The sequence below is a fragment of the Massilia sp. Root335 genome (assembly GCF_001425685.1).
Classification (GTDB): Bacteria; Pseudomonadota; Gammaproteobacteria; order Burkholderiales; family Burkholderiaceae_D; genus Telluria; species Telluria luteola.
Genome location: NZ_LMCY01000011.1, coordinates 211,945 through 226,861 on the forward strand (window position 1 = coordinate 211,945; position 14,917 = coordinate 226,861).

The 14,917-nt window shown below is 71.7% G+C and carries 2 protein-coding genes; both read right to left on the bottom strand.

The window, feature by feature from the left end:
- Positions 1–29: 29 nt before the first annotated feature.
- The gene (locus tag ASC93_RS08860) at positions 30–8,804 is read right to left on the bottom strand and encodes a beta-ketoacyl synthase N-terminal-like domain-containing protein (RefSeq protein ID WP_056440189.1); all 8,775 of its coding nucleotides are present in this window, start codon (positions 8,802–8,804) and stop codon (positions 30–32) included.
- Positions 8,805–9,044: 240 nt separating this feature from the next.
- Entirely contained in the window at positions 9,045–14,900 is a 5,856-nt protein-coding gene (locus ASC93_RS08865; RefSeq protein WP_267874937.1) for a beta-ketoacyl synthase N-terminal-like domain-containing protein, read from the bottom strand.
- Between the last annotated feature and the right edge of the window lie 17 nt (positions 14,901–14,917).

Consider the following 14,917-nt stretch of genomic DNA (forward strand, 5'->3'; position numbering starts at 1 on the left):
CTCTCGCTATATCGTTGTTCCGGGATGGCCTAGATGGCGATCTTCTTCAGCACCGCGCTTGCCAGGTCCGCCGCCAGCGCGCCCTGCTCCACCTGGTCGAGGATGCCGGCGATCGACGCCAGGTCGCCCTGCGCCGCGGCCGGGGCCGGACCGTCGATCCGGCAGCGTTCCCGCGCGAACGGATAGAGCGGCAGGCCGATCCGGTCCGGCAGCGCGCGGCGGCCGCCGTACAGCAGGCGCCAGTCCAGCTCCAGGCCCCGGGCCCAGAGCGCGGCGAGCTTGTGCAGCTTGTTGCCGTTCACCCAGCTCAGGATCGCGGCCTGCATGTCCTCGTCGTGCTGGATCACCTGCAGGCCCTCGTTCCTGCCGTCCGCCCTGCCGCGGAAGACCGATGCGCCGTCCGGGGTCCCGTCGAGGAAGGCGGCAAGGCCGCGCGCCAGCTGGTCGAGCGAACCGGCCACGAAGGCCACGCGCTCCTCCATCGGCTCGCGCGCCACCTGGAGCGTGTACGCGATGTCTTCCAGGCGCATGGCGCGAGTGCGGATCGCATCGAGCAGGTCGCGCACCTTCTGCCGCAGCGGGTCCTGCCCGCGCGCGGACAGCGGCACGATGACCGTCGCGTCTCCCGCTTCGTCGTCCGGCCGCCGCGCAGCCGGCCGCACGTGCTCCTCGATCACGACGTGGGCATTGGTGCCGCTGCGGCCGAACGCGCTCACGGCGCCCATGCGCGGCTTGCCGTCGATGCCCTGCCACGTGGTGGTCGTCTTGTTCACGTAGAAGTCGCTGGCCGCCCAGTCGATGTAGTCGTTCTCTTCATCGCAGTGCAGGCTCGCGGGAATCCGGCCGTGTTCCAGTCCCTTCAACAGCGCCACCACGCTGACGAGGCCCGACGCGGCCATCGTGTGGCCGAGGTTCGATTTGCAGCTGGTGACGGCGCACTTCGTCCGGCGCGGCGCCGTGGCGAGCCTCCGGAAGGCGTCGTTCAGGGCATTGATCTCGACCGGGTCGCCGAGCCGGGTGCCGGTGCCGTGCGCGACGACGTGGGAGATGTCGCCGACGTCGATGCCGCTGCCGGCATACACGCGCTCGATCAGATCGGCCTGGGCCCGGCCGTTCGGCGCGGTGACGCCGTTCGTCTTGCCGTCGAAATTGATGCCGCTGGCTTTCACGGTGCCGTAGACATGGTCGCCGGCCTCGATGGCGGCCGCCAACGGCTTGAGCATCAGGACCACCACCGCGTCGCCGACGCCGATGCCGTCCGCGTCCTTCGAAAAGCTGCGGCATTGCCCATGCGCCGACAGCATGCGCGCCTCGCTCATCCTGAGCCACGCCTTGGGCGACAGGTTGAGCGCGACCGCGGCCACCAGCGCCGCGTCGCATTCGCCCTGGCGCAAACTCATCGCGGCCTGGTGCAGCGCGACCAGGCCCGAGGAGCACGCCGTGTTGGTGGCGATCGCAGGGCCGTGCAGGTCCAGGAAATAGGACAGGCGCGACGAGATCATCGCGGCGCCGGCCGTCGTCACGCCCTGCGCGTCCGTGACGAGGCTGTACTGGCTCTCCTCCATGCCGACGAACACGCCGACATTGGTCCCGCGCAGCGCACCCGGCGACGTCCTCGCGTCCTCGATGGCGCGGTAGGCCTCCATCAGCAGCAGCCGCTCGGCGGGGTCCATCTCCTCCGCCTCGGCCGGAGAAATCTCGAAGAACAGCGGGTCGAACTCGTCGACGCCGTTGACGAAGCCGCCCATATTCGTGCTGATGACGTTGCCGACGTGGCCGGGTGCGGTGAAGTAGTCGCGCCAGTCCCAGCGCGCGGCCGGCACTTCGGTCACTCCGCTCCTGCCCTCGGCCAGCAGGTTCCACAACTGGTCCACGTCGTCCGCCTGCGGGAAGCGGCCGGCCATGCCGACGATCGCGATCGGTTCCTGCCGCCGGTCCGCCGGCGTCGGCGCCGGCGCCGGCGCGAACCGTCCCGGGGACGCCGGCCGGCTCGCCGCGGCCGGTGCGGGCACGGGCGCCGGTGCCTGCGCGCCCTGCCCCTGGCCGTACAAGGCCGCGAAGTGCGCCTCGTGGTCTTGCGCGAAGTGATCGGCGAGCTGCCCGACGGTGGCATGGTTGAAGAACAGGGCCGGCGTCACGTCCAGCGACAGGTGGCTGGACAACAGCTTCGCCAGGCCCGCCAGGCTGATGGAATCGAACCCGACGTCGGCCAGATTGGTCCTGTCGTCGAGCCGCGCCGGATCGATGCCCGCGCTGGCGCACACCAGCCGCCGCAACTCGGCGCGCAGGCGCTCGCGGACCAGGGCGCCGCCCGCGACCGCCGGCAGAGCCAGTGCCGGCAGCGCTGCCGCCAGCGGACGCCGCGGCTCGGCGGCGCCGTAGGCACGGGCCAGGAACCGTTCCACGCGCGCCGGCTCGCCAAGCATGACGAGGGTCTGGGTGCGCGCGGCGTGCAGCAGGTCCTCGCAGATGCGCAGCCCGTCCCGCGCGCCCAGCGCCTGCTGGCCGCTGCTCTTGAGGTAGAAGGCCGCTTGCGCCGGATCGCCGGCGCCCATGCCGCCGCGCTGCCCCGCTTCCTGCGCCCAGAAGGGCCAGTTGACGACGACCGTCTTCCCCGCGCACCGGGCCTGCCGGCGCCATTCGCCGTACGCCATCTGGAAGCGGTTGGCGATCGCGTAATCGCACGCGCCGAAGTCGCCCAGGATGGCGGCGGACGACGAGAACAGGCACACGAAATCGAGCGGCTGGTCCCGCAACGCCTCGTCCAGCAGCATCGTGCCGGCCGTCTTCGGCAGCAGCACGGCATCGATCTCGGCGCGCGCCTTGTCGCGGAACGGCCGGGCGGCCTCGATGCCCGCGGCATGGAACACGCCGGACAGCGGCAAGCCCAGCGCCCCCGCCCAGCGCAGCACCTGCGCGGCGTCGCCGACATCGACCGCCGCGTATTCCGCGTGCGCGGCGCCGGCCTGGCGCAGGCTGGCGAGCTGCGCGTCGATGTCCGGCGACGGCGCCCGCCTGCCCAGCAGCACCAGCTTCGCGTTGTACTCGCCGGCCAGGTGCCGGGCGAACTTCATGCCCAGCGCGCCGCAGCCGCCCGTGATCAGGTAGGTGCCGCCCTGCTTGAGCAGCGGCGCCTGCTGCGCACCGGCCTGCACCGGCCGCAAGGCGAGCACGCTGCGCTGCCCGTGCCGGTACCAGATCACGCCGCCCGAGCGCTGCGCGTCGACCCGCTGCGCCGGCGTGGCTGCCGGTCCGTCCGTGTACAGCAGCGCGATCTTCACGTCGGGGAGCACCAGCCGCAGCGAACGCTCGAAGCCGATCCACGCGTAATCCCAGGCCGTATCGCGTTGCGCCGGATCGTACTGCCCGACCAGCACGACGTCCGCCACCAGGGCGCCGCAGGCCTGCACGGCGCGGAACAGGTCGAACAGCAGATGGACGCCTTCCTGCCCGCGTCCCCTGGCCCACTCATGGACGACCGCGACCGGTTGCGCGTCGGCGCCCGCGGCCTGGCGGATGGCGGCCTCGATATCGGCCGTCCGGTCCACCACCAGCCTGGCGCCGGGAACGGCCGCCGAACCGGCGTCGCCGAAGATTACCGTGGCGCGGGCGTCCGCCGTCCGCGCCGCGCCGGTGGCCGCCTCCTCGGCGCGCCAGTACTCCTCGAAATACAGCGCGCCGGCTGGATCCGCCGTGGCGGCCGCCTGTTCGACGAACCGCGCCTGGCCCGTGCAATGCACGCCGGCGGCGCTCGCGATCTCGACGCCGACACGATCGGCCGCGTGCGGGGCGAGCTCGATCCGGATCTCGGTGCTTCCGGCCGGCGCGAACGGCGCATCCCATGCCACGTCGGACAGTTCGATGGCCTGCCCGTCGCGTTCGGGCGAGGCCAGCGCCACCGCGGCGCGCGCCATGTCGAGCAGGTCGTCGCGCGTCAGCGGCGCGGACAACACCGACGCATAGCGCTGGCGGCTCAGCGTCGAGGTATTGCGGTGCACCAGCGGGTGCAGCAGGGCCTGTTCGTCGGCGGCGTCGATCCAGTAGCGTTCCCTGGCAAACGGATAGGTCGGCAGGACGATGCGCCGCGGCGTACCGTCGCGATAAAACAGGTGCCAGTCGAGGTCCAGCCCCTTGGTCCACAGCGCCAGCAGCTTGGCGAATTTGTTCTGGGCGACCCAGTTCGCGATGATGGTCTGTTTCAGCTCGTCGTCGTCGCTGATGAGCGTCAAGCCTTCCTTGTTGGCCCGGACCCTGCCGCGCCAGGCATGCGCGCCGTCCTCGCGGCCGTCGAGCCAGGCCTGGATTTGCTCTGCCAGCTGCGCCGTCGATTCGGCCAGGAAGCCCAGCCGCTCCTCCATCGCCTCCCGGCCCACCTGCAGCGTGTAGGCGACGTCCGCCAGCGCGCACGACTCGCCCGCGCCGCGCAGGAAGGCCAGCAGGTCGCGCGCACGCTGGCGCAACTGTTCCTCGGTCTTCGCCGACAACGGCACCAGCGCCACGGGCGCCGCGGGCGCGGCCTGCGGACGGCGACGCGCGGCGTATTCGGCCACCACCACGTGCGCGTTGGTGCCGCTGTAGCCGAACGAGCTGACGGCCGCCTGGCGGCGCGCGCCACCCTCGGGCGTCCAGTCGCGCAGCCGGTCGTTGACGTGGAACGGGCTGTCCTGCAGCCTGATGTGCGGGTTCAGGCGTTCGAAGTGGATCGTGGGCGGCAACTGCTTGTGCTGGAGCGCCAGGACCGTCTTGATGAACGACGTCACGCCGGCGGCGGTCAGGCAGTGGCCGATATTCGATTTCACCGAGCCGAGGGCGCAGTATCCGGTCTTGCCCGTATGGTCCCGGAACGCCTGTTTCAATCCCTCGACCTCGATCGGATCGCCCAGCGGGGTGCCCGTGCCGTGCGCTTCGACCAGCTGGATGCCGGCCGGATCGATGCCGTGCCGGCGATAGACGTCCCGCATCAACCGCGCCTGCGACACGGGATTCGGTGCGGTGATGCCGTTGGTCCGGCCGTCCTGGTTGACGCCCCAGCCCCGGATCACGGCGTGGACGACGTCGCCGTCGCGTTCCGCGTCGGACAGGCGCTTGAGCAGCACGGCGCCCACCGCTTCTCCCGGCACGAAGCCGTTCGCGCGCTGGTCGAAGGTATGGCACTTGCCGTCGGCCGACAGCATGCCCGACTGCGCGGTCATGATGTGCATGGCCGGGCCGGCGCCGACGTACACGCCGCCCGCCAGGGCCAGGTCGCTGGCGCCGGACACCAGGCTGTCGCAGGCGGTCGCAATCGCCACCAGCGACGACGAGCAGGCCGTGTCGATGGCCATGCAGGGGCCCTGCAGGTCGAGGAAGTAGGCGATGCGGGCGGACAGGATCGAACTCGCATTGCCGGTGAAGCCGTGCGCGCTCAACTGGCTCGTGCGCGACAGCAGTCCGTAGTCGTTCCCCGCGGCGCCGACGAACACGCCGCAGCGGCTGCCCGCCAGCGCCTTCGGGTTGTAGCCGGCGTGCTCGATGCCTTGCCAGCACGCCTGCAGGAACAGGCGCTGCTGCGGATCCATCGCCTTCGCCTCGACCGGCGAGATATTGAAGAACAGCGGATCGAACCGGTCGTAGTCTTCCAGCTGGCCGAGCCATTTCGAATTCGTCTTGCCCGGCGCCGGTTCCCCGGCCTGGAACCACCTCGCCACGTCCCAGCGTTGCGGCGCGACCTCGCTGATGCAATCCCTGCCTTCGGCGATGTTGCGCCAGTATTCGTCGAGGTTCCTCGCCATCGGGAACTGGCCGGCCATGCCGATGACGGCGACCGGTTCCGGCACGCCCTCGACGCGCGGCGCGGCCGGCGCGGCGGCAGGCGCCTGCCGGCGCCAGGAGACGAGTTCGCGCACGGGCGCGGCCGGCGCAAGCGCGGCCTCCGGTGCCGCGGATAGCGGCGTGCGCAGCTTTCTCGTCTCCAGCTCCGCGAAGTCCGGCATGGCGCCGGCGGCGCCGCGGTCGTGCGCGACCTCCCGCACGTGGCGGCCCAGCTTCGCGAGCGTGGGATGGCTGTAGACGATGGTGGCGTCGAGCGACAGGCCGAAGTGCTCGTTCACCTTGCGCATCCAGGTGACGCCGGTGATCGAATCCAGGCCGAGGTCGGACAATTGCGTGTGCTCGTCGAGTTCCGCCTCGTCCAGGTGCAGTTCGCGCGCCAGCAGGCGCCGGATCGTCGCGACGACGGCGGCCGGCGCGTCCTCGGGCGCCGCGGCGGCGACGGGTGCGATCGGCGCGAGCGACACCGTCACCTGCCTGTCCGGCGCGGGCCTCCCGCGTCCGAGCTTGCCCGCCTCGATCTCTGCGAAGTCGGGCGCGCCGCCGGCGGTGCCGCGCGTTTCCACCTGCTCCTTCACGTGCGCGCCCAGCCGGGCGAGCGTGGGAAAGCCATAGACGATGGTCGCGTCGAGCGCGAGGCCGTACTCCAGGTTGACCTTGCGGATCCAGGTGACCCCGCTGATGGAATCCAGGCCCAGGTCGGTGAACTGGGTGTGCTCGTCGAGTTCGTCCTGTTCCAGGTGCAGTTCGCGCGCCAGCAGCAGCTTGAGCGTGCCAACGACGTCCGCGGCCTGCGCGGCCATCGCACCTGCCGGCGCCACCGCCAGTCCGCCGGCCTGCTGCCCCGAGCCGAAGGCGGCCTGGATGCGCTGCAGCGTCTCCGCCTGGCCGACGAAGGTGTGTTCATGCATCGCCAGCTCGCGCCGGCACGTCTCGTCCAGCCGCCCGCGCAGGTGCCGGCCCAGGTGATCCTTCATCCGGACCAGGCTGGCGCGCGGGTTGTGCGCCAGCGTGGCCGCCAGCGCCATGGCGGCATCGCGCAACGCCGCGCGCGGGTGCACGGGCAGCGCCAGTCCCCGTGCGCGCAGTTCGGCGCCGTCATGTTCGCAAGCGGTGAACAGGCTGTCGCGCGCCAGGTCGCGGCCCATGCGATCGGGCAGGACCAGCGTCGCGCCGACGCCCGGCGTGAAACCATACGCCATGTAGGGGCTGACGTATTTTCCTTCCTCGCACAGCAGCGGGAAATCGGCGAACAGGCCCATCGACAGGCCCGCGCCGATCGCATGGCCCTGCATCGCGGCGATCACGGGGATCCTGCAGTCGAGCGCCAGCCGGAACGTCCGGTCGTCGGTGAATTTCAAGGTGCCCTGCTGGATCGCTTCGAGCGCTGCGCGCGTGCCGCCGGATGCGAAATACGTGTCGTAGCCGGTCAGCACCACGACCTTGTAATCCCCGGCGTCGATGTGCGCGAACGCTTCGGCCATGCCGCGCACGAACGCTTCGGAAAACATGTTCTTCGATGCGCGGTCGTGCATCGTCACTTCCACGATGCCGCCGGGATGGGCGACGGCGGAGACGACGCTGGACGCGAGCGCGATCGGGCCGGCGGCCGTGGCCTCCCCGTCGGCGACCGGAGCCGCTGCCGGCGCCGGCAAGGCGCCGATGTGCTCACGGAGGATCGCGCTGGCCCCCTCCTTCCACGACCGCACGGCTGTCCACGGCCAGGCCGACCAGTCCCCGGCCAGCGCCAGCGCGCGCGCCGGCGCCTCGTGCGCGGGCGCGACGGCGAGCGGCCCGGCATGCCGCCGCAGCTCGCTGCCCGCGCAGGCCGTGCCGGGCAGCAGGATGTCCCGCGCCGCGTCCGTGCCCAGACGCCACGCGAACATGCAGGCGGCAAGCCCGGACAGCGCGTCGCCGTGCAGCAGGCTCGCGGCGCTGTGGCGGCCATCGTCGTGGTACACCACGCGATCGCAGCACTGCGCCACCAGCCACGCCTTGCCGTGGGCGGCGGGGTTCAGGACGGCGACGACCGGCAGTGGCGCCAGCAGGAACACGTCGCGCAGCGCCGCCACCGTGCCGGCGTCCGTGTCGGCGTCGGCCTCCGGCAGGAAACCGGGATAGTCGCTCACGAGCACCACCGCGCGGTAGGCCGACGCCGGCTCCAGTTGCGCGAACACGGCGCCCAGGTCGGCGGCGAGCGCACGGCCGGTGTACTTCTTCTTCGTGCCGACCCGGACGACCAGCGTCGCGCCACGATCGGTGTCCAGCCGTATGTGCTTGCCCGGCGCCGCGATCCGCGCGTTCGGCGCATCTTCGGCGTCCGCATGTGCCGGCGCCGGCGCCAGCGCATCCGCCAGCGCCAGCAGGTCGCGTCCCAGGTGCTGCTTCAGCAGCCGCAGGCTTTCCGGGGTCTTGGCGGCCAGCTGCGCGGCCAGTTTGTCCGCGTGGGCATCCACGTCGCCGTCTGCCAGCACGGGACACGGCCAGCCCAGCGCCCCGAGTTCCTGGCCGGTGCGCCGCCGCAGCAGGTGCGTGGCGTGCACCGGCCCGAAACGTTCGGCCAGCAGCCGGTCTTCCCCGGCGGTGTGGAACGTGGCGCCGTCCGGGCAGGCGTAGCCATAGCTGGCGGTGTCGCTGCACACGAGGAAGTCGCACAGGGCCGCGAGCAGGAATCCCGCGCCGATGGCGTCGCCGCGCACGGCCGCGACGAGCGGATACGGAAAGGCGGCGACGGCCCGCACCAGGCCCCGCGCCAGCGCGCCGTCGACGGCCGCGCGGCCGCCGCCGGCAAGACTCGCGCCGCCGGCGCGCAGCACCAGCACCTTCGCCGCCGGGTCATGCCGCGCCGTGTCCAGTGCCGCCGCCAGTTGCGCGGCCAGTTCGGCGTCGAAGCCATCGCGGCCGGCGACGCGAAGCGACAGGATGCCGTTGCCGTCGTGTTCGAGCGTGACGGCGGAAGGCGTACCGTTTCCTTGCTGGAGATCGTCAGGAGTCATGTGAGAACTTGAGAGAGCCGACGGTGGCGTCGGGAGCGGGCCGGAAGCCGGGCAGGCTCCGCCGTGTAACGTCACGTTTGCGTGCGTCACTCGGGAGCGGTTTGATGAGGCGACGCGAAAACTGTATCGCGCGCTGTGCGGAAGGAGAACTACACGAACATGTAGTTTCCTGGAGGGCGATGCGGACACGGGTCCGGGCCGTGCTTCGAAAAGCCGGCCCGGACCGGAGGTGGGGATGGTTCAGTGCAGCGTGATCTGCACCGGCGCACGCGCGGCCGGTGCCGCGGCACCAGGGCCTTTCGGATCGTCCAGCACGATCGCCGGACGGCCCGCGACCGGCGGCGCGGCCGGCACGTCGGCGCCCGTGCGGACGGCGTCGAACGCCAGGCCGCGCGCCTGGACGAGCACCTCGCCCTGCGCGTCGCACAGGTCGATGTCGAGCCGGATGACGTCATGCCGCGCGCCGTCCGCATGGCGCACCCACGCAAACGCGGCGCGCGCGGCATCCGGTCCGATGCAGAGCAGGTCCAGCGCGAACGGGAGCGCGGGATGCACGGGACGGCGATCCGCGCGTTCGGTGAGCCGCCGCGCGGCGTCGAACAGTGCGTCCGCCGGCGCCGCGGCGCCGGTGAGCGGACCGACGGGCACGAGCAATCCGCCGTCCGCCTCCTGTGCCGCGCGGCGCTGGAGGCGCCCGATATCGATGCGCTCCGCGGCGGCCGGCGCGAACCTGGCCTGTCCCTGGCAATGCACGATCTCGTCGCCGGCGTCGAGCCCCAGGCTGTAGACCTCGAACTTCACCACGCCGTCGCCCTGCCGCATCAGCGCGATGTCGAGCTGCCTGTCGCCCGCCACCAGCGGCCGGCCCCACGCCAGGTGCTCCAGCCGCAGCGGCGCGCCATCCGCGGCGGCGGGGGCGGCATCCGTCATCGCGAAACGGATCATCTCGAGACACGCGGCGGCAGGCAGCACCTTGCGGCCCGCCTGCTCGACCAGGCAGCCGGCATGCGCGTCGACGGTGCAGCTGTAGCCGGGCTGTCCCGGCGCCGCCGTATTGCGCCGCGGTTGCGGGTAGCCGGCCGGCGCCGCGGCCGCACGCTTCGGCACGGCGCCGGGATTGGCCCAGCACCGCTTCTTCGCAAACGGATAAGTCGGCAGGGCCATGCGCACGGGCTGCGCCGCGCCGTGCAGCTGGCGCCATTCCAGGTCCAGGCCGCGCACCCACAGCTGCGCCAACTGCGCCAGGTCGTCGCGCGCCACGCAGTCGCGCACCAGCGCGTCCATCCCGCCCTGCTGCGCCAGCAGGACGACGCCGTCCGCGCTGCGTTCGACCTTGCCGTGGTACGCATGCGCGGCGGCCTGCGCGCCCGTGAGCCCGGCGTCGAGCGCCGCCGCCGCCTCGGCGACGGAGCCGGCCACCAGGCACAGACGCTCGTCCATCGCATCGCGGCCCGTGAGCAAGGTGGCGGCCAGCGCGGCCAGGTCCGGCGCCTGCGTGCCGGCGCGGAGAAACGCGAGCAGGTCCTGCGCCCGTTGGCGCAGCTGTTCGCCGGTCCGCGCCGACAGCGGGATGAGGTGGGTGCCCGCGCCGCCCGCAACCGGCGTGCGGGCCCGCGGCACATACTCCTCGACCACCAGATGGGCATTGGTGCCGCTGAATCCGAACGAACTGACCGTCGCGCGGCGCGGCGCGCCGCCGGCCGCGTCCCATGCGCGCGCCTGCTTCGACACGTAGAACGGCGAATCGTCGAAATCGAACAGGGCGTTCTCCTTCGCCACGTGCAGGGTCGGCACCAGCGTGCGATGCCGCATGCCGAGCAAGACCTTGTGCAGGCTGGCGACGCCCGCCGCGCCCGACGTGTGGCCGATATTGCTCTTCACCGATCCCAGCGCGCAGAACCGCTTCCTGTCCGTCTTCTCCTTGAACACCGTGGCCAGCGCCTCCAGCTCGATCGGGTCGCCGAGCCGGGTCCCGGTGCCGTGGGCCTCCACGTAGCCGATGGTCGCCGGGTCGATGCCGCAGCGCGCGTACAGGTCGCGCTCCAGTTCGATCTGGCTGTTCACGCTCGGCGCCGTGATGCCGTTGGTCTTGCCGTCCTGGTTGATGGCCGACCCCGCGATGACGCCGTAGATCACGTCGTTATCGCGCTCGGCATCCTCCAGGCGCTTGAGCACGACCGCGCCCACGCCCTCGCCGGGCACGAAGCCGTCGGCCGAATTGTCGAAGGTCTTGCAGCGGCCTTCCGGCGACAGCATGCCCGCCTTGCACATCCCCATATAGGTTTCGGGACGCAGCCAGACGCTCACGCCGCCGGCCAGCGCCATGTCGGTCTCGTGGTTCAGCAGGCCCTGGCAGGCCAGGTGGATCGCCACCAGCGACGCCGAACACGCGGTGTCGATCGAAATCGCCGGCCCTTTCAGGTTGAGGAAGTACGCGATGCGGGCGGCGCCGATCGCCGGGTTGTTGCCGGTGATGTCCACCGATGTGGACACCAGGTCCGCGTATTCGGTGCCGATGTTCCCCACGTAGACGCCGCACTTCGTGTTGCTCAGTGCCTTGCCCGAGTAGCCCGCGTGCTCGAAGGCGCGATAGCCCTCCTGCAGGAACAGGCGGTGTTGCGGGTCCATGTTCTCGGCTTCCGCCGGGGACACGCGGAAGAACAGCGGATCGAAGCAGTCGATGTCGTCGAGCACGCCCATCCATTTGCAGTAGATCTTGCCGTCCTTTTTCGGGTCCGGGTCGTAGTATTGGTTCACGTCCCAGCGCGCCGGCGGAATCTCGGTGACGGAATTCTTCCCCTGGACGAGGTTCTGCCAGAACTGGTCGAGGTCGTGCGCCTGCGGGTAGCGGCCCGACATGCCGACCACCGCGATCCTGCCGCCAGACCCGGCACGCGGGCGCGGCGCCGGTTGCGCGGCGCGTGCGGCCCGCGCCAGCACGGGGAACGCAGCGGGCGCGATGGCGGCCGCCGGCGCGGGCGCGATGGCGGCCGGGGCGGGTTCGGGCGGCGCCGCCGCCTGCTGCGCCAGGAACGCGGCCAGCGCGGCGATGTTCGGGTAGTCGTACAGCCGGGTCGCGGGGAGCTTGATGCCGTAGGTCTTGTTGATCTCGTTGATCCACTCGACGCCGACGATGGAATCCAGGCCCAGTTCGATGAACGGCCTGTCGACCTGGATCTCGGATTCCGGCAGGTACAGCGCGCCCGCCAGGCTGGCCTTCAGCGCCTGCTGGAGCGTGGACTGGAGCGGCTTGTCGGCGCTTGCCGGCACCGGCACTGGCGCCGCGGCCGGCGTGGCGGGTGCGGCCGGCGTGGCCGGTGCGATCCCGCCGTGCAGGTATGCCGCCAGCTCGGCCAGGTTCGGGTAGTCGTACAGGCGCGCGGCCGGCAGCTTGATGTCGTAAGCCTTGTTCAGCGCATCCACCCATTCGACGCCGACGATCGAGTCCAGGCCCAGTTCGATGAACGGCTTGTCGACGCGGATGTCCGCGGCGTCCAGGAACAACGCGTCCGCGAGGCTCTGCTTGAGCGCCTGCAGCAGCCGCGCTTCGCTGATCGCCGGCTGCGGCGCCGGCGCTGCCGGCTGGACGGCCCGGCCTGCGGGCACGCGCAGCGCCAGGCCGGCGATGTCGATGCACAGGTTGCCGCGCTCGTCGGCCACTTCGATATCGAACAGCGCGTCGTCCCCCGCATGCGGGCGGACGCGCGCCGTGGCCGCGCCCACGCACGGCCCCGCGATGCGCACCCGCCGCGCGCCCGCGAGCAGCCACGCGTGGCCGGCCGGCGCGCCGTGCTCCCGATCCATCCACGCCGCCAGGACGGTTTCGACGAGCAGCGGATGCAGCACGAAGCCGTCGCCGCCCGGCGCGGGCAGCGCGACGCGCATGCCGCCCGCGACGGCGTCCGGCCCGGCGGCGCCCCCGACCATCGCCCGTCCCCGGCAATGGACGGTTTCCGCCACACCGTCCTGGCTATAGATCTCGACGTCGATCGCGCCGTCCGCCTCCGCGCACAGGGCAACCGTCAGCTCCCGGCCCGCGCCGGGGACGAAAGGCTGGCCCCACGCGAGGTCGTGCAAGTCGATGGTGACGGCGGGTCCGGCGCCGGACGCCTGCACAACGGCCGCGCGGATCATTTCCAGGCAGGCGGACCCGGACACGGCGTTCGCGCCGTCCGGCAGCGTCGTGACGAAAGCCTCGTCGCCACGGAACACACTGCCGTAGCCGACCTGGCGCAGGTTCGAGGTATTCCGGTGCAGCAGCGGGTGGATCGCCGCCGCCGGGGCGCCGGCGGCGGGCTTCGTCTCCGCGCCGGAGCGGGCGCCGTCGATCCAGTAGCGCACCTTCGCGAACGGATAGGCCGGCAGCGGGATGCGCCGCGGCGTGGCGCTGCCGTAGAGACGCTGCCAGCCGAAGTCGAGGCCTTTGATCCACAGGTCGAGCAGTTTCGCGAGCTGGCGCTGGCCGACCAGCCGGTCGACGATGGTCTCGCGCATGTCGGCATCGCGCCGCAGCAGGCTGGTGGCTTCCCGGCCCTCGCTCGCGCGGCCGTGCAGGATGCCGTCGCCGGCGCCGCCGGCGAGCCAGGCCTGGAGCTGTGCGGCCAGCTCGTCGAGCGACGCGGCCAGGATGCCGAGCCGCTCGTCCATCGCATCCCGGCCGGCTTGCAGCGTGTACGCGACGTCGAGCGGATCGAGGGCGCGGCCGTGCCGCCCGATGAAGTCCAGCAGGTTGGCGGCCTGCTGCCGCAGCTGCTCGGCCGTCCGCGCGGACAAGGGAAAGATGACCTTGCCGTTGTCCGTGACGACGGCGGGCGCCGGCCGCGCGGCGGCGGCCGTGTATTCGCCGATGACGAGGTGCGCGTTGGTGCCGCCGAAACCGAAACCGCTGACGGCCGCCTGGCGTGGCGCGGCCGCGCCGGGTTCCCAGGCACGCAGGCGGTCGTTCACGTAGAACGGGCTGCCCGCCAGGTCGATGTGCTCGTTGCGCTGCTCGTAGTTGATCGTCGGCGGCAGCTGCTTGTGGCGCAGCGCCAGCACGACCTTGATGACGCTCGCCACGCCGGCCGCGGTGAAGCAGTGGCCGATGTTGCTCTTCACCGAACCCAGTGCGCAGTAGTCCGTCTTGTCGGTGTATTTGCCGAAGGACGCCTTCAGCGCGTCGACTTCGATCGGGTCGCCCAGCCGGGTGCCGGTGCCGTGGGCCTCGACCATCTGGATGGCGGCGGGATCGATCCCGAACTTGTCGTAGACCTCCTGCTGCAGCCGCGTCTGCGCATCCGGATTCGGCGCGGTGATCCCGTTGGTCTTGCCGTCCTGGTTCACGCCCCAGCCGTGGATCACGGCCAGGATGTTGTCGCCGTCGCGCTCCGCGTCGGACAGGCGCTTGAGCAGCACGGCGCCCACGCCCTCGGCCGGCGCGAAGCCGTTGGCGCGCCGGTCGAAGGTGAAGCACCTGCCGTCGCGCGACAGCATGCCGGTCTGCGCCATCTTGATGTGCAGCTCGGGCCCGCTCATCACGCCCACGCCGCCGGCCAGCGCCAGGTCGCTGCCGCCCGAGACCAGGCTGTCGCAGGCGGTCGCGATGGCGACCAGCGACGACGAGCACGCGGTCTCGATCGACAGGCACGGCCCCTGCAGATTGAGGAAATAGGACACGCGCGCGGCGAGGATGGCCGTGTCGCCGCCGGTGAAGCCGAGGGCGCTCGTCTGCAGGTCGCGCGACAGCAGGTGGTAGTCGCCCGGTCCGCAGCCGACGAACACGCCGCACCGGCTGCCCGACAGCGCGCGCGGGTCGTAGCCGGCGTGTTCGATCGCATGCCAGGCGGTTTGCAGATACACGCGCTGCTGCGGGTCCATGCTCAGCGCTTCCCTGGGCGAGATGTCGAAGAACTGCGGATCGAACAGGTCGTATTCGTCGAGATGGCCCATCCAGCGCGAGTTGGTCTTGCCGGGCGCCGGATCGCCTGCCTGGTAATACGCGTCGATGTCCCAGCGGCCCGGCGGAATCTCGCCGACGCAGTTGCGGCCGTGCGCGATGTTGTCCCAGTACTGGTCGAGGTTTCGCGCCTGCGGGAACATCCCCGCCATGCCGATCACGGCGACCGGCTCGCGCG

Bases quoted from the DNA above. Each gene is read 5' to 3' on its own strand.
- ASC93_RS08860 (WP_056440189.1), bottom strand. From the start codon at position 8,804: ATGACTCCTGACGATCTCCAGCAAGGAAACGGTACGCCTTCCGCCGTC.